This is a genomic window from Microcoleus sp. bin38.metabat.b11b12b14.051 (assembly GCF_013299165.1).
Lineage (GTDB): Bacteria > Cyanobacteriota > Cyanobacteriia > Cyanobacteriales > Microcoleaceae > Microcoleus.
The window spans coordinates 1-17,319 of sequence record NZ_JAAFKD010000057.1; the positions used below are offsets into that span (position 1 = coordinate 1).

Below are 17,319 nucleotides of genomic sequence, written 5' to 3' on the forward strand. Positions count from 1 at the left end.
GGACTTCAGTCCTTCTTGATGCGGACTAAAGTCCTCACTACAAACCTGGCAATCTCATAGGTTTGTAGTGAGGACTTCAGTCCTTCTTGATGCGGACTAAAGTCCTCACTACAAACCTGGCAATCTAATAGGTTTGTAGTGAGGACTTCAGTCCTTCTTGATGTGGACTAAAGTCCTCACTACAAACCTGGCAATCACATAGGTTCGTAGTGAGGACTTCAGTCCTTCTTGATGCGGACTAAAGTCCTCACTACAAACCTGGCAATCACATAGGTTCGTAGTGAGGACTTCAGTCCTTCTTGATGCGGACTAAAGTCCTCACTACGAACCTGGTCATACGTGGGTTTGGGTTAATCTTTAGTTATGTAAGTTGTTACTTTAACAGGGCTCTTTCGTAGTACCGTTATTTAATCTTACTTGCGAGTAATTTTATTTTTTACAGGTACCCTACGGCTGTGTATCGTTGTTACTTTAAACTAGCTATTTTACCCTGTTGATTTTCTAAATACAATTCGGTGGCCGCCGCCGTCGGTATTGGTTTGCTAAACAAGTAACCCTGACCCATCTCGCACTGAAGCGACTGCAAAAATGCCAACTGTTCTGCTGTTTCGACTCCCTCAGCAATCACCTGTAAATTCAAGCCCTGTCCCAAGGCGATCGCCACTTTCACAATCGTAGCACCGCTGCTGCCACTCTGCAAATCTGCTACGAAGGATTTATCTATTTTCAAATTATTTAGCGGCAAATTTTTTAGCGACCACAGCGAGGAATAACCTGTGCCGAAATCGTCCAGAGAAATGTTAATTCCCATTTGCTGCAATTGCTGCAATACCGACACCGTAAAACTCACATCTGTCATGGCAACTGTTTCGGTAATTTCTATTTCTAAGTAGGCGGGATTTAACTCGGTTTCTGATAAAATTTCAGCAATGATTTGTACGGTGTTAGCTTGCAGGAACTGGCGGCCTGATAAATTTACGGCTACCCGCACCGGCGGCAATCCCATTAACTGCCACGCTCGATTTTGCAAGCAAGCTGTCCGCAGCACCCATGCGTCGATTTGGCAGATTAATCCTGTTTCTTCTGCTAAGGGAATAAATCGATCCGGAGCAATCAAGCCGCGTTCGGGATGCTGCCAACGAATCAGAGCTTCCATGCCGACTATTTTGCCAGTATTTAAGTTTATTTGGGGTTGATAGTGCAGCACGAACTCGGATTTTTTCAGAGCTTTGTAAAGATGATTTTCTAAGTTAAGTTCTTCGGATACTTGACTGCCGATCGCCCGCGTGTAAAACTGATAATTGTTCCGACCTCTCTGTTTAGCTTTGTACATCGCAGCATCGGCATTTTTCAGCAAAGTTTCTGCATCCTCTCCGTCGTAAGGAGCCAAAGCAATTCCCAAGCTAGCCTTAATATAAAGTTCGAGACCGTCAAAATCAAAGGGACTGCTTAAACTTTGGATAATTAGCTGGCACACCTTAGTGGCGTCATCGGGGCTGTTGATATTGTACAGCAGGACAGTAAATTCATCGCCGCCCCAACGGGCGAGCGAATCTCCCACGCGCAAACAGCTAGTCAAACGGCGTGATACAGCTTGCAGCAACTGGTCGCCCACCGGGTGACCGAGAGTATCGTTAACATTTTTAAATCTGTCCAAATCGAGAAATATTACCGCCAGCATTTCGGCGTTGTGGTGAGAGTTAGCTAAAGCTAAAGACAGTGTTTCATTAAACAGCAATCTATTAGCTAAACCTGTCAGTGAGTCGTGGGAAGCTTGATGTCGCATCATTGCTTCGACGCGCCTCTGCATGACAGCCATGTACAGGTGAGTTCCTAAAGATTTTGCTAACTTCAATTCGTCGCTTGTCCACTTTTGAGCTTCCCCAGTTTTGATTTCTTTCCAAGCTGCAAAGGACTGTCGCGGACGATCGCCCCTGGCGTCGGAACTGCTGCGCCCAGCCCACAAAATTTCGGTTTCTATGGCGCCGCGAAAAACAGTGAGACAGCCGATGCACTGTTGGCGGTATTGCAGCGGTACTGCCAAAAATGACCGAATGTCAGATTCGAGTAAACTTGCAGATACAGATTTGAGTTGAGGTTCCTGAGAAATCTCGGAAATCGCGTACAAGCGGGGTACGATTGAATTAGAAATATTTGTATCAATTAAACTGTAGTGATCGGAATTGAGATTGGGAAAAATACCTAATCGATCGCTACGATCGCCTGTTTTTGCTCGATCGTCCTGGCTTACCAATCCCATAATCTGCTGCCAAAACTCGGTCAGTTCCAAGTCTGTGCGTGCGGGCTGTTGGCCGCAGGTATAAACTAAAGCGGGCCGATCGCCAAATTCGGCTGCAATATACAACCGCCCTCCCGAACCGTGCAAATGCTTGACAGTTTGTTCCAGAACTGCTTGCCGAATTTCGGTGAGTTCTAGAGGAGAGTGCAGCAAACAGCTAATTTGGTTGACTGCGGCTTCGTCGCGCGCTTGATGTCGGGCTTGACTGAGGAGAAAAGATTGGGCGATCGCAATTGAAAGTTGATCCACCAGCAACTGTACCATGTTCAATTCTCGATCGCTAAACCGTTTCGGCTGGGTGTGGTGACAAGCCAACAGCCCCCAAAGCTGATTTTGATGTACGATCGGCACCGTCAGAGAAGAACGCACCCCCATCGCCTCCAGATATTCTGCGTGACAAGAGTCTACGGGAGAATACCGAATATCTTCAACTGGTAAAGTTTTGCCGGTTTCGGGACAATCTAAGCGATTAATTATTTTATGCTGCAATCCCACATCCACAATCACTCGCTGCCGCGCTTTGAGAAACATTTCGCGGGCGCTGTTGGGAATGTCCTCTGCAGGAAAGCGCAAGCCCAGCAGAGATGGCAAATTGTCGCCGTCGATCGCCTCAGCAATCACCTCGCCGCTACCGTCGGCATCAAAGCGATAAACTTTTACCCGATCGCTTCCTAAAAAGCTGCGAATTTCTCGGGCTGTTGTCGTCAAAATCTCTTGCAGTTCTAAAGAGTTGCGGATGCGATTGGTAATTCGATTGAGTAAAATCTCTTGTTCTAGAGTTGCTTTTGACGTTTGTCTGACTTTTCTGGGGGCCATCCCTTTTGATCTCCAGGGCAATTGACAGCATTTTTGCGAGCCACCTTTTTAACTCGCCCTGTACTATAGACTACAACACTTTTGCTCAGTCTGTGGGATTTACGCAACCAGAGAGCGAGAAACCCAGTTTCTCGGAATATTTGAGGTTTTCCCACAAATTTTGTGTAATAACCGGGTTTTTCAACAGACTTTGATCCGGACTAAAGTCCGAACGATCAAAGGAATAGAGAAACCGGGTCATCGCACAACCTGCTAACTTAGAGTGCAGAATGCTGGGAGACTCTACCCGGTTTCTGAGTATTTATGCTCGGAAATATCCCGTTAAACCGACTGCCAAATTTCCCGAATTTTGTCCGGTAAAAAGCCGGCTATTTCCTGAATTCGCTCCTGGGACAACTCATCTTTCGTTGCTAAAAATACAGCGGCGATCGCAGTTTCTGGTTCTACTCCCGCAGGAAGTGCACCTTCTAGTTCCACCCTCCGTGCAAACAAATTAGCATCGATCCCCACAGGTGCAGGCCCTCTCAAAGGATGACGCACCCGGCTCAGCAATCCCACCAGCGGATTCGTATCTTTCCAGAGATCGGCTATTTCTCCTTGCAGGGTTTTGTCGTCCGTCGGTAAAACTTCTTTGTGCAGTTCGGCTTCCACCCGCTCGCTGGCTTCTGTTGGCATCAAATCGCGCATGATCCGGTACACCACTTCGGTAATGTCCCGGGCATCAAAAATATCCTCCAAGTGACCCTTTACCATCACTTTTTCCAAAAATGGCATATCCTTGGAGGCGATCGGAACTGCTGACCCTTCTTGATGCAGAGACTTAGGAGGATTTGTCTCCATTTTTTGCAAAAGTTTGCGACCTTTTTCGGTTAAATCTGCTTCTTGAAATGCTACTAAAGGCGGCAACAACTCAACCCCTCCGTAAGGCTCACCGCTAAATTCCGCTTTGATAAATTCTCTTTGGTTGAGGTAGTCCAAGTGACCCAGGAGTTCGGCTTCCGGCACATCTCGACCGACATACTCCTCGACTGCATTCCTAATTTCCGACTCTCCCCGGCTGCCGTTACCGCTGCCGATCTGTTTGAGCAAAATGTAAGTTAGGTCGTCTCTGATTGCAATGGTCATCAATATCTCCTAGGTTAATATCCGGTAAATAGCAAGTTAAAATTATTTTTTTTACTTGCTCAACTTGCGATAATTACTACTTAAAAACATTGAAATCTAAACCAGACAAACAAGTATCTCTCAGCAGGTGGAAGTTGTTAAATTTATGTGCGGGCACAGAATCTTCCTTTAGGTAGATTTACGCAATCCGACCGCAGTCTAAGGTGGGAAGTATCCTTAAAAGTGGCCAGCTCTATTCAAAGCAATCTAAAGTAGGATGCTTGATGGGCAATGTTTTTCCTAGGGCTCGCCTCTTACTCCTGAGGCTGACCAGCCGTAGATGTAAGTTGGTAATTTTTACTCTCAATCAGTAAGATTATGGAGAGGCTGTGGTATCGCTCCATCGGTGGTGTCTTTACCCGAAGTTGCAACGATATTGTAGAATCTGGCTAGACCCAAAACTTGCCATGTGAGAGCGACTAATACGAGCCAATCTGTTTCAAGTGCCGGAACGCCACTTGAGGAATGCCTCGGCGACCACTTTTGGGATCGAAATTCGATCGGCATTTATGAACTACCCTCATAGGAATCAGAATTTGGAATCTTCTTTAAATAACGGTCAGCCCGCAGCAGACAAGCGTCCTGTAGTTTTGGCTGTAGACGACAATCACGACAATTTAGAGCTGCTGACGCAAATACTCGATTTATTCGGCTGCGAGTGCGTGGGAGCCGTTGACGGGTACAGCGCTCTGTCAACCGCAATCGATCGACTCCCCGACCTAATCGTACTCGACATTTGCCTGCCCGATATAGACGGTATAGAATTAATCAAGCGGATCAAACAAAACCCCAAGCTGATAAATATTCCGATTGTCGCCGTCACAGCACTAGCAAAAACAGAAGACCGCGATCGGATTCTCGAAGCCGGCTGCATTGGATACCTTTCCAAACCTTTTAATATCAAGGATTTAGAACAAATTATCAGCCACCAGCTCAACCATCAGTCGCTTCTAGTGGAGTTTTAGACTTAGAAATCGCATCGCGAACTTTCGGTGCAGACTCCAAAATGGCGATCGTCCCCGTGCGCCCCGTCTCCAAAGTCGCATCGCTGAGCAAATCCGTCACTCCCACACCCAAAACTTGTTTAATTAACTCTTTGAGCGGCAATTCCAGAACAGACTCTAATTGCGATCGCACCTGCGCGGCCAAATCTTCCTGACCGTTGTGAACTAAAGCTTTTTCTGGTTGAGTAATCGCATTTTCGATGACAATGATTAATTTATTATCCAACAGATTGCAGAGCGCCTGACTCGTTTGGTGTCCGAGGAGCGATCGATACAAAGCTTGAATACCCTGTGCAAGACTGCGTTCTAACGTGCCGCGAGTAGGTACTGATGTTTCCCCAGTCATATTTTTTTACGCCAAGATAACTTTAAAAAAGCAGTTAACTGTTAACCGATCGCAGCTAACAGTTAACTGTCATAAACAACCGCGGCTCTAGCCAACAGTAACTTGATTGGTTTCGACGCCAGTTGCACCATTAACACTTTTAGCAATTGTCACCAACTTGTTGACAATTTCTTGACTGGGAACCGTACCTTTGAGAACCACAGTAGTGCCGAGTTGAGCCACATAAACAGTCTCAATATCCGCCACCTCAGGATTTGCATCAAAGGCCTGAGCCACCCGTTTAGCCAAACCGCTTTGATCGTATTCTCCATTCAATCCCATGCGTTCCGGCGGGATTGTTTGAGTCGCAGCCGCAACAGGTTGAGCTTGAGCTTGAGGTGCAGCGACAGGTGCTTGGTAAGCAGGAGCTTGCACGTTTTCTTGATTTTCCGGTTTTTCTAAACCAAACAGTCTTTTTAGCCAGCCCATAAAATTTGTCCTCCCACAAAGTTTGTATTAATTGACAGTTGGTAAGGCGCCTTGCAGTTCTGATGCTCTCTAGTAAGAATTGCGATCGGCATCCGTGACGCAGCCAGCGAGTTATTATCCCAAAAACCTAGTTGTTACAGCCATCAGGCTGAGTATAAAAACCTGGTTTATTGAGTAGGCAGCGCCAGTCACAAATACAATTTAATCTTGTACAACTTTGCCGAACATCTGCCTGGAGACATAATTCTCCGGCTATCAAAGAAATACCCGAGCCGACCATTCCGGCAAATCAAACTTAAAATCTTCTTCCCCAACTTCTACCATTTTGTTTTCCATCCACTCGTGCCAAGTTCCCGGCTATATAAAGTTAGGGAGCAAGCAATCAGATAGATAAGTATCATAAAAATTTGCCACCACAAACACTCGCGTACCCTCATCGCTCCAACGGTAGTAAGCGAGCACTTTTGATTCCGGATTTTCGTAAATAAATTGAATATTTTTGGTGTAAAGTGCCGGAAAAATTTTCCGCAGGCAAATCAGGCATTTGTAGTATTCCAACAAATCATGATTCTGCTGATAGTTCAATAAAGACCATTGCAGATTATTCGGCTGGTTGGGAGTTTGGCGGGTGGATTGTCCGAACTCTTCGCCCATCCACAGCATCGGTATTCCTAGTGCTGTGACTAACAAAACCGCTGCCAATTTAGCGCGTTTAAAAGCTGCTTCTGGGTCAAGATTTTCAAAGCTTGATTCTGCTAGTAAGTGGTTGCGGTCGTGACTTGCCAAATAATTGATAACATTAGTAGCATTTTGATAGCCTTGTTGTGTGGCATCCAAAACTTGCTTGAGCTTGGCGATATCGAAACTATTCCCCGCCAGATTTTAGAGGGCAAAAATCCGAAAACTTTCGCGCCAGCAGGCGTCCATTTGCCCGTCCGCCGCCACGAGTTCGGGCAGTTCGGGAATGTGTTCTGCGATGTTATAAAATGGTTTATCTCCGGCAGTTTTTCTGGCTTCGGCGGTTATCCAGTGCAGGAAATCTCGATTTTCCAACTGTCGCACTGCGTCGTAGCGAATGCCGTCGATATGATATTCTTGAATCCAGAAATTAACGACATCGCCGATGAATTTCCAAGGGGGACGAATGTTGAGTTTGGCATCGAAGTTTTCGTAATTAAACTCTGGGCCCCAGTAGTTAGCCGGATCGTCTGGATAATGTTTGTCCTCGTAGTACCAATAATTGCGATCAATTAGCAATAAGGGACATTCTTCGTCGCAGTGGTTGTAAATGCCATCCATTATCACTCGGATGCCCCGTCCGTGGCACTCGTCAATCAATTGCTTCAAATCTGCGGTTGTACCGTAACTCGACTCTACAGCAAAGAAATCGCGGACTTGGTAGCCCCAGCTATAATCGCCCGGACATTCATTAACAGGCATTAGTTCGATCGCGTTTATCCCTAAATCGCCCAGATAATCTAATTTCTCGATTACCTGCTGAAACTTGCTGATTTTGTCGCCACCATCAGCGCCGACAAAATCAGCGACGTGCAGTTCGTAAATCACTAATTGTTGATTTTCGGGGAGTTTTGTGTCGTCGTGTTTCCATACATAAGTATCAATAATTCTGGCGCCGGCTTGGATGCGAACTACACTGGTATGAGTAGTGCGATCGATCTCAGTAGCGTAGGGGTCATTAACTTCTACCCATTCGTCGGGATCTAAACAAGGACTTTGCGACTGAACTCGGAACTTATATTGATAAATACCGTCTGCGAGCTGAATTTGAGTGCAAAAATAACCTCTCTCATCTTTTTCTAAGGCAATTTCTTCCCATTGAAAAAATGAGCCGAGCAGTGTAGCTGCTTTGTTGTTGGGAGCGAAGAGTTTGAATTCAATTGCAGCAGCCATGAATGCCTGGTGTGCAGAACTTATAAGTGTAATTAGTATTCATTTTTACAATTTTGCAAATCTGTCGCCATCGTTCTTAAGAGTTAAATCGTAACTCTGATGTTGTCCGGTACTGCTGTGCGCGCCCTATCAAAATCCTTTGTCTCTCTCGTTTGCATCCCAATCTCGCTCGCCCCTAGCCCCCTTAACAAGCAAGGGACAAGAGTGTTTCCGAACCTCGGTTTTTTAAGGGGATGAGGGGGAGCGAGGGCCTAATTGAGTCAGGTGCAGCACAAGCAAAGCGCCCGGAACTCTGATTTCAATCAAAATTGTAGCTAAAGTAACTAAAAAATATCAGGCGCTATTTATGAAAATTCATTTAACTTTTGATAACAAGATAAATCGCGTTCAAAGATTAATGTTTGTAACCAAAGGAACATTTTTTAGCTGACAGAGCTAATACCGTAGAAAGATGTCATTTTAAGCGGAAAGGGCGAGGATGAGCTTGTAGTTATCAAGTAAGGGAAACCAGAAAGATCAATGCTTTATTCAACTGGATTCTCGGGCGATCGCCTTTAAGTCGAGTTTGAGCCGAGAAGAGCAATGATTATTTTTGCTTATACCTTGGCTGCACTGCTTTTTTAGTCTTGGACTGGGAAACTTTGCATAACTCCAATTAGCTTAAACGACTGCTGCTACCTCAGTAATTGGTAATCGGTGAAAATCTCATCCTTCCCTGTTACCTATTAGATATTCCGAGCAGTGGCTAAGATGGCTCTAAAAGTTTAATGTGGGATGTTGGCGAATTACCGTTACTGTAAAACTCTGGAGTGTTAAAAATGCTAAAACAAATGTGTTGGTTGCCCAGATTGGGAGGCAATGGAGAAAAGATATTGCACCTCCGCACCGAATTGCGTCAAGCGTGGCGGCCTTATACCGCTTTTCCACAGTTTGCGGCCTCGGACTACCTGGAGTCAGGGGGTTCTAAGGGATGGGCAACTTTTCACAAGCTGATAACTCAAGGCTGGAATTTAGTATCGACAGAAGAAGGGCAGCAGTCGTTCTTTGACGAACAGAAAAGTGCTTGAACAAGCTGAAACCGCAGGCAGAAAAGAAGAGGTAAAATCCTCTTCTTTTTTTAGTATTTGGGACGAATAAACTACTATAAGTTCGTAGTGCGGACTGAAGTCCGCAGCTTTTTGCGGACTTCAGTCCGCACTACAAACCTTTTATGAGAGTTCGTTTCGCCCTTTCTGACTATGCTGCAATTGCTACCTTATCTAACACCGGCTGGCGAGTTTTCAAGTTAAACCGATAGCCGTGGGGGAGGATGTGCAACTTCGCCCCGCAAATCGCCAAAGCCTCATCCTTCAACAGTCCCTCCATATTGTCGTGGAGTTTTTCCGACTCGTCGATGACAGTGACAGCGCTTTCCCCAATCACTTCAAACTCGTCACCGCTGACTAAAATCGCTGTGTTTTCATCAATCCCAAATCCTAAGACTGCTGGTTGCAACAATAGCGCGGCCACTAAGCGTCCCAGACGGCCTCGCTGGGCGAAATGCTGGTCAATGACAATTCCCGGCAGGAAACCCATTCCCGGGCCCATTGCTACCACGTCAACGCGAGGATTTGTCTCGGAGTCTCCTTCAATAATCATCATGTCTGGCATCATTGCCGCGCCGGCACTGGTACCGCCAATAATCGCGCCTTCTGAGTAGCGTTTGTGCATAGCTGCGTCGAGTTGGGTATCTTTCAAGCAGGTAATAATCCGCGCCTGCTCTCCGCCAGTAAAGAATATGCCAGTCGCTTGTTCGATCGCTTCTAAATAATCTGGATTGTTCGCATCTTCGGGTTTTTGGGTATCAACCACTCGCACGTCTTCCGCGCCCAACCGCTCAAACACTCTGATGTAATTATCTCCCACTTCTCCCGGCAGGCTTGTCGCAGCCGTCATCACTACAATGCGGGCTTTAGTGCCTCCAGCGCACCGCAAGAATTCCCGCAGAATTTTGCAGTCCCCGTCTTTGTCTTCGGCGCCGCCAATAATTAGCAACTTTCCCTGATTTTCGCTGCCAGCCATACGATCTGCACTCTTATTGATTATATTTCAATAAAACATAACATTTTTGTTTCCTCAAACTGCCAAAAGGTAGAGATTGATACAGAAACAACATCTGATTGCGATCGTCCTGGGAGGCCGCAAACTCAAGCTTTGCGCTGGTTTGACCCGAGTCGCGGGCTGTAACGCTATTTTTATTTTTGAGAAAAAAACGAACCCTTCCTCACACGATGGAGGAAGGGTCAAAAAATGAGTTTAAATTACAGCACTTACGCGCGCGACGTGTTTAACCCGGTTTTTAACTGGAGACTTGACCCATAAACCTCTGATTTTTGTCATTTACCGGGTTGATGAGCCCAACTTAGTAGATTAGTCCGATCGCGAGTTAGTGCGATCGATCGATCAAATTGCTCAATACTGTACGCGCCCGTTCTAAAGGCAGGTGTCTGGGTTTGCCGTTCCAGACAATCTGATATTCGTTGCTATTTTGACCGTCACCGTAGCCTGAAATCAGCTTCAGGTGAAATGCTTCCTCAGCTAATTGATGAACTTGATCCCTGAGAGCAGTTTGTGCAATCTTCATAATTCTCTGCCTCTTAAATCCTTTTTCACAGTCATAGCCAATTTAAATCTGCCCTGTACCTCTCAAAAGTTATAGCTTTTTTTCATTCGTCATTAGTAATTGAGTCATTAGTAATTGAGTCATTAGTCATTAGTAATTGAGTCATTAGTCATTAGTCATTAGTCATTGGGCAATTCTCCCCCTCTCCCCCTCTTCCTCTCTCTCTCCCTCTCTCTCCCCCCCTCTCTCTCCCCCCCTCTCTTAGCTAAAAAGAGGTAAAAAAATGCTGCAACAAAAAAGTACCGACACAGCCCGCGTCAATGCTCGAAAAACCGATGTTTTTGATATTTTCAACTTCAAACACTACATGGGGCCCAACCCTTATTTAGAAACAGCGGCTTTAGTTTTCGATTTTGCGGTGACGGATGCGATCGCACCACAGCCGATCGCACATTACCAGGAAATTATTGGCAACTGCTACCCGCAACTGCTGCAAGAAACCTTCACAAATCACGCCCAACTATTCGGCCGCACCGCCTCAGAAGTAGCCAAACTTGACATGGGCTTGCACTTCCAACACTGGAATGTCAAACCATTTTCTCACTTTAGTAGAATCAGCATAGAAGCAATTCACGCCCGCAGCGCCAGAGCCGTAGTTTACGCTGTTTGGGATTGGTTTGAAGCCATCAATCAAAATCAAGATTTCCCCTTAGCAGCACAAATCGGCGCCCTGCAAAATATGTTTCGGCAATCTGTGTACGGAGGCCCGACAGTTTATTCATTAATGCGATCGGCATCCCAAAAAGGCATACCCGCATTTTATTTGTGGGATGAAGGATTGATGCAATACGGTTACGGTAAAAAACTGGTGCGCGGCTCGGCTACAACCTTTGATTCCGACAGCCATTTAGACTCAGATTTTACCACCCGCAAAGACGATTGTAAAGCTTTTCTCGCTACCTTAGGCTTTCCAGTTCCCAAAGGTGATATTGTCTCCACAGAAAACGGAACTCTGGCAGTTGCGAGAGAAATTGGCTACCCAGTTGCTATTAAACCCGTAGTCGGTCATAAAGGAATTGGTGTCACCGCAGATGTCCGAGATGCTGAAGAATTGCAGGCGGCTTTTAACAGAGCAGTTAAGGCAATTCCTGAAACAGAATCGGTGCGAGTTATTGTGGAAAATAGCATCAAAGGAGCGGATTTTAGGCTGCTGTGCGTAGACGGCAAATTTGTTTCTGCAACTGAACGCCGGCCGGCTTGGGTAACAGGAGACGGCGAATTAACAATTCGCGAATTGATCCGTCGCGAAAACCGCAAACCCGAACGCTTGGACACGCCAACTTCGGCGATGAGCAAAATTCAGTCCGACGAAGCGATGGAAATGTATCTGGAAGAACAAGGGCTGTCATTGGATAGTGTCTTGGAGGGCGATCGCACTGTGTCTCTGCGGAAAGTCGCCAATCTTTCCGCAGGTGGTGTCAGCATCGATGCTACCCGCACTATTCACCCGGATAACGTTGTTTTAGCTCAAGATATCGCCCTGCATTTTCGGTTAACTTGTTTGGGGATTGATGTAGTCACAGAAACTCTCGCCAAATCTTGGAAAACCGGGAATTTTGGGATTATCGAAATTAATGCCGCGCCGGGAATTTTTATGCACCTCAATCCTGCTGTTGGAGAAGGGGTTGATGTGCCTTCGCATATTATCGAAACTTTCTTTGAATCTGGAAAATCAGCCAGAATTCCGATAATTACGTTCAACAGAATTTCGGTACACGAACTGCAAGAAACCATCGATCGCATTTTGTTGCAGCATCCCGATTGGACAATCGGCGCTGTTTGTCGCGGTGGACTTTTTGTCAACCGTTCGGAAAAGGTGTTGAATAAAAATTATAATCTTAACGTGCAAACTTTGCTGCGGAATCCCAAGCTAGATTTGTTGATTGCTGAATATCCAGAAGATGTTTTGGAAGCTGAGGGAATGTTTTATCGGGGCAGCAATATGGTGGTGCTGGACAATCCGGCGGAAACTGAGATGATTTTGCTCAAAGAAAGCACTGATGAGGATACTGTTGTGGTGCGGGAAGGCAGTAGTATTTCTATTCGCCGCCAAGGCTTGATCGAACAGTACACTCTGGAGGATGGGGAACCGTTTACTCGGGTTTATTTGAAGGAAATCGGTACTGTTTTGTAGGTGCTAATTGCTACTTAAGTCGCGGAGACACGGCGCAAAGAAAAGTGAACACATAGGTAGAAGTTTTAATTTGTAAGCCTTGTGCCGTGAAGGAGATAATTACTTAAGAGTGTGAATTACTACCAAGTAAGGTGCGCGACGTGCGAGTGGCTTAGTTAATCCAGTCGCACGTCGCGCACCTTATAGTTAGCAAACCAATATTTTTGTATAAACCGACTTTATGAAGATAAATTCATATTTGGGCCTGTAGCTTACCTAACTAAGCGGGGCCGAAGCGCACCTTGTCGTTAGCAAACCAATATTTTTGTAGCAACCGACTTTATGAAGATAAATTCATATTTGTGCGATCGCAAGTTTTGATACAATCTGGTTTCTGCGCCGTCAATCGTGTTATCAAGGAAATTCAGAAGTATTCAAACGAATCGCGCTCCGCTGTCAGGCTGTGGAAATATGAATGTTGCGAACAATTGGTTTAAGTATGTGACAAAAAATTTACAGTCATACCGCCGCTACATTCCAGCAGCGCTGACTCTTTGTACGGGTGTGGGTTTGTCATTGGCAGCGGCGGCTGTTGTCTGGAATTGGGAAAATCAGCGGATGGAAGCTGAATTTCATCAGCAAGCCGATCGCCTGAATGCGACATTACAGCAAAGCATCAACAAAAATTTAGATTTTCTGTACTCAATTCAAGCATTCTACAGTGCATCTAGTGAAGTTACCAGGCAAGATTTTAGAGAATTCGTTCAACCTGCACTTGCCCGAAATTCTGCCATTTTTTCTGTAAACTGGGTGCTGCGCGTGCCGGCTGCGGATAAAGGAGCTTACGAAGAGGCAATTCGAGCCGAAGGTTTTCGGGCGTTTCAAATTTATGAACGAGATGCTGACAAAAAGCCTGTACCAGTAAAAGCGCGATCGCAGTATTTTCCTGTCACCTACAGAGAAGCCATAGAAGTAGATACCAGAGCACTCGGTTTCGATCTGGCTTCCAATCCCGAACGCAAAGCAGCTTTAGAGAGGTCGGTGGATACTGGAAAAATAGCTGCTTCCGGGAAGATAAAATTAATCAAGAACGATAAACCCGGAGTGCAAATATTTCTACCAGCACATGGCCAGACAAGTTCTCCAGATAACTATGCCTACAGCAGCGAAAACCTCAGGGGAGTTATTTCGGGTGTATTTCAGATTACCAATATGGTGAATTTTTATTTAGAATCGCTGAATTTAGAAAACATAAATTTTTACCTCTACGACAACTCCGCTACAGCAAAAGAACGCTTTCTGATGCGTTACGACTCCCAAGCGAAGGAGTTGATAGACGATCCAAAACTAGAAAAGCCAGAGTTAATTAATCTGCGGGAAAAAATCTGTGCAAATCCTAGTATTTGCAGTCGCACATTTAACGTAGCAGACCGCCAGTGGATGCTGCTAATTTTGCCGGGGAACGGGTACAACAACCCGATCGCGCATCAGGGTTCGCTGGCCATTGGCGCGATCGGGCTGTTGATTACTGGCAGCTTGACGGCTTACCTGTTGATGTCTCTAGGACGTACAGCTAAGATAGAACAGCAAGTGCGCGATCGGACAATTCAACTAAAAGAGCGCACCGCTGAATTAGAAACGGCACTGAAAAACTTGCAGTCAGCTCAACTTAAACTCATCCAAACCGAAAAAATGTCGAGCTTGGGGCAGTTGGTGGCTGGAGTAGCCCACGAAATTAACAATCCAGTCTGTTTCATTTCTGGCAACTTGAGCCATGCAGGCGAATATACTCAAAACTTGCTGGAACTTGTGGAAATATACCAACAACAATATCCCATCCCAGCGCCACAAGTGCAAGCGAAACTAAAAGATATCGACTTAGAGTTTATCAGTGAAGACTTGCCCAAAATTCTAAAATCCATGAATGTAGGAGCCGATCGCATCCGCCAGATCGTGCTTTCTCTGCGGAGTTTTTCGCGATTGGACGAAGCTGAAATGAAGTCAGTAAATCTTCACGAAGGCATTGACAGCACCTTGATGATTTTGGAAAATCGGCTGAAGGCGAACGGTGATTTTCCGGGCATTACAATTACCAAAGAATACGGCAATTTGCCCTTAGTGGAGTGCTGGGCAGGACAATTAAATCAGGTATTCATGAATATTTTGAGCAATGCTATTGATGTTTTATATGACCAAACCAAAAATAAACATTCAACCATGAAATCTTCCTCAGATTCTGGATTTTTGCCTACCATTGTGATTCGTACTGAACTTTTAAGTTATAATTGTGCGTGCGTGCGGATCGCGGACAATGGAGCGGGGATGACGGAGAATGTAAAACAACGTTTGTTTGAGCCGTTTTTTACTACCAAGCCTGTAGGCAAAGGTACGGGATTGGGATTGTCAATTAGCTATCAAATAGTAGAAAAACATCAAGGTTCGCTCAGGTGCGTATCGGCTCCGGGAGAGGGAACTGAATTCTGGATTGAGGTACCAGTTAGGCAACAGCCTGATCAATCTGTTGCTAAGGTTTCATCTGCGGTAAGTGTCAATCAATTTTAGATTTTAGATTGTAGATTTGGGAATGACTTACTGTCTAATGGTTTAGATATCCTCTACAGTTGCATCACCTACCGGGGACAGCACTGTTAAAAAATACTTCTTGCATTCATTATACCTCTTGAAAAACTATCTATGAACGGGCATCTGGCCCGTTCACAAACTCACTTTTTAGATGGAACAGGGAAGATCCCTGTTCCCAAATTTGATTAAAAAGACTTTGGCAAGATATAGCATTTGTAAGTATCGCGAATTAAATAATTTACACAAGTTTGTGGGGTGTCTCGCCCGCCCTTTCGGGACGGGCTATAAGGCCCATCCCACAAGAATAAAAGTGTAAGTTATTAAATTTTCATTCCTAAGTATGTGAGGTACGTAAAAGAGATAGGGAAACGGCATTGCCGTGTCCCTACAGGGTTCTGGAATGTACCGAATAAATCTGCAATCTGCTGTATCTATTGAGATGCTCCGGTTAGAGTTATATCAATAAAAAAAAACCTGGCTACCAAAAATAAATTAGATATTTTTATTTTACCTGTAGGGAGACGGCACTGCCGTCTCCGGCAATTTATGAGGGTAACAGATAATTTATATATGCTTAATGGTAGCAACAATTTGTCAAAATAAGCTGATTAGCAAGCTCGTCGTAATTTACATCTAAATATCGCCCAAAACAAATATCTGGGATTTTCCCCGCCACCACAATTTATAATTGTAGTAAGACCCGATTACCAATTACTAATTACGATGTCTTTACAATTTATTAGCATTCCGCCAACCACCGATCGCAAATCTGTAGCTTTAATTGTCGCTTTGCACGGATGGGGTGCTAATGCTCGGGATTTGACTAGCTTAGCACCGGCTTTCAATTTGCCGGATTATCAGTTTGTGTTTCCCGACGCCCCGTTTCCCCATCCCCAGGTAATGGGTGGCAAAATGTGGTATGACCTAGCAAACAAAGACGCTCAGGGATTGGTAGAAAGCCGGCAATTGCTGAGGGAATTGTTGCTGTCTTTGGAAAGCAGCACGGGCGTGCCTTTGTCTCGCACGATTTTAGGTGGCTTTTCTCAAGGCGGAGCGATGACTCTGGATGTGGGCTTGACTTTACCCCTAGCGGGTTTAATTTGTCTGAGCGGTTATTTGCACTCCTCGATTTCTCCAGTTGCTGGGAGTGCTTTACCGCCTGTTTTAATCGTCCACGGTACTCAAGATACTATTGTGCCCGTTAGTGCTGCGGTGCGATCGCGCGAGAGTTTGACTGCTTGGGGAGCTGTTGTCGAATATCGAGAATTTAACATGGGACACGAGATTATGCCGGAAGTTGTAGATGTAATGCGAAGTTTTGTTGTAAAAACGCTGTCTAAATCGGATTAAAGGCTTACGATATAGTATGGCGGAAGTCTCGGGCAGGGTAAAAAAATGAAAACTTTAACCAAAGCATCGCGCGATATTGCTGTACTTACTTCCCAGGACGTGGCAGAATTGGCTGTCCGTTTGGAAGTTGACGATTATACAGATCCTTTTGAGGGATTGAATGATTGGCATTTGTTGCGATCGCTTGCCTTTCAGCGGCCGGAGATGGTTGAACCCTATCTCCACCTTTTGGATATGGAAGCCTACGACGAAGCATAGGCTTAAAAATCTAGCTCAAAATTTAAACGGAATTGAGGAAGAAGCGGGCAGCATATTTTGTTGCTGATAGAACAGATGAGTTATAGATTTTTATCTATTGGCATCTCAACTTCTTTCTTGATTCTTTTTTATGAGAACATGAAACAAGGTTTGTAGTGAGGACTTTAGTCCGCATCTAAGAAGGACTAAAGTCCTCACTACAAACCAATCTGATTAAGAGGTTTGTAGTGAGGACTTTAGTCCGCATCTAAGAAGGACTAAAGTCCTCACTACAAACCAATCTGATGACAAGGTTTGTAGTGAGGACTTTAGTCCGCATCTAAGAAGGACTAAAGTCCTCACTAC

Annotated in this window: 12 protein-coding genes and 1 pseudogene; 6 read left to right on the forward strand and 7 right to left on the reverse strand. The window is 45.2% G+C overall.

The features are described from left to right. Nucleotides 1-466: 466 nt before the first annotated feature. Nucleotides 467-3,115, reverse strand: a complete 2,649-nt coding sequence (locus tag QZW47_RS29675; protein WP_293136032.1) for an EAL domain-containing protein — start codon at nt 3,113-3,115, stop codon at nt 467-469. A 321-nt stretch (nt 3,116-3,436) separates the two neighbouring features. Further along, a complete protein-coding gene (locus QZW47_RS29680) occupies nt 3,437-4,240 on the reverse strand; it encodes a DUF2267 domain-containing protein (RefSeq protein WP_293136035.1) in 804 nt (267 codons plus the stop codon). Nucleotides 4,241-4,788: 548 nt separating this feature from the next. Between QZW47_RS29680 and QZW47_RS29685 the strand changes: the two genes are divergently transcribed. Then, on the forward strand, nt 4,789-5,244 hold the full coding sequence (locus tag QZW47_RS29685) for a response regulator (RefSeq protein WP_293136038.1): 456 nt from the start codon (nt 4,789-4,791) through the stop codon (nt 5,242-5,244). Here QZW47_RS29685 and QZW47_RS29690 read toward each other — a convergent pair. The 3 genes and pseudogenes from QZW47_RS29690 to QZW47_RS29700 form a co-directional block, all read right to left on the reverse strand. After that, entirely contained in the window at nt 5,213-5,629 is a 417-nt protein-coding gene (locus QZW47_RS29690) for a DUF2294 domain-containing protein (protein ID WP_293136043.1), read from the reverse strand. The two genes, QZW47_RS29685 and QZW47_RS29690, sit on opposite strands and share 32 nt — an antisense overlap. Before the next feature lie 87 nt (nt 5,630-5,716). Then, a complete protein-coding gene (locus tag QZW47_RS29695; RefSeq protein WP_293136046.1) occupies nt 5,717-6,097 on the reverse strand; it encodes a BON domain-containing protein in 381 nt (126 codons plus the stop codon). A gap of 357 nt (nt 6,098-6,454) precedes the next feature. Further along, nucleotides 6,455-8,008, reverse strand: a pseudogene (locus QZW47_RS29700) (alpha-amylase family glycosyl hydrolase). 818 nt (nt 8,009-8,826) lie between these two features. Between QZW47_RS29700 and QZW47_RS29705 the strand changes: the two are divergent. Next, nucleotides 8,827-9,075, forward strand: coding sequence for a hypothetical protein (locus QZW47_RS29705; RefSeq protein ID WP_293136049.1), 249 nt, complete (start codon nt 8,827-8,829; stop codon nt 9,073-9,075). A 169-nt stretch (nt 9,076-9,244) separates the two neighbouring features. Here QZW47_RS29705 and QZW47_RS29710 read toward each other — a convergent pair whose 3' ends face one another. Together QZW47_RS29710 and QZW47_RS29715 are read right to left on the reverse strand one after the other, a co-directional pair. After that, a complete protein-coding gene (locus QZW47_RS29710) occupies nt 9,245-10,069 on the reverse strand; it encodes a cyanophycinase (protein WP_293136052.1) in 825 nt (274 codons plus the stop codon). Nucleotides 10,070-10,433: 364 nt separating this feature from the next. Beyond that, nucleotides 10,434-10,631: a hypothetical protein gene (locus tag QZW47_RS29715; RefSeq protein WP_293136055.1), complete on the reverse strand. Its 198-nt coding sequence runs from the start codon at nt 10,629-10,631 to the stop codon at nt 10,434-10,436. A gap of 262 nt (nt 10,632-10,893) precedes the next feature. Here QZW47_RS29715 and QZW47_RS29720 point away from each other — a divergent pair, with 262 nt between their 5' ends. The 4 genes from QZW47_RS29720 (at nt 10,894) to QZW47_RS29735 (ending at nt 16,974) form a co-directional block, all read left to right on the forward strand. Further along, nucleotides 10,894-12,804 carry an acetate--CoA ligase family protein gene (locus QZW47_RS29720; protein WP_293136058.1) on the forward strand — a complete coding sequence of 637 codons (1,911 nt, stop codon included), beginning with the start codon at nt 10,894-10,896 and terminating at the stop codon, nt 12,802-12,804. Nucleotides 12,805-13,254: 450 nt separating this feature from the next. Next, nucleotides 13,255-15,345 (forward strand): CHASE domain-containing protein, encoded by a 2,091-nt coding sequence (locus tag QZW47_RS29725; RefSeq protein WP_293136061.1) that lies wholly within the window; start codon nt 13,255-13,257, stop codon nt 15,343-15,345. 744 nt (nt 15,346-16,089) lie between these two features. Beyond that, on the forward strand, nt 16,090-16,716 hold the full coding sequence (locus QZW47_RS29730; protein ID WP_293136065.1) for an alpha/beta hydrolase: 627 nt from the start codon (nt 16,090-16,092) through the stop codon (nt 16,714-16,716). Between the two features lie 45 nt (nt 16,717-16,761). Further along, entirely contained in the window at nt 16,762-16,974 is a 213-nt protein-coding gene (locus QZW47_RS29735; protein WP_106150386.1) for a DUF2555 domain-containing protein, read from the forward strand. Nucleotides 16,975-17,319: the final 345 nt, after the last annotated feature.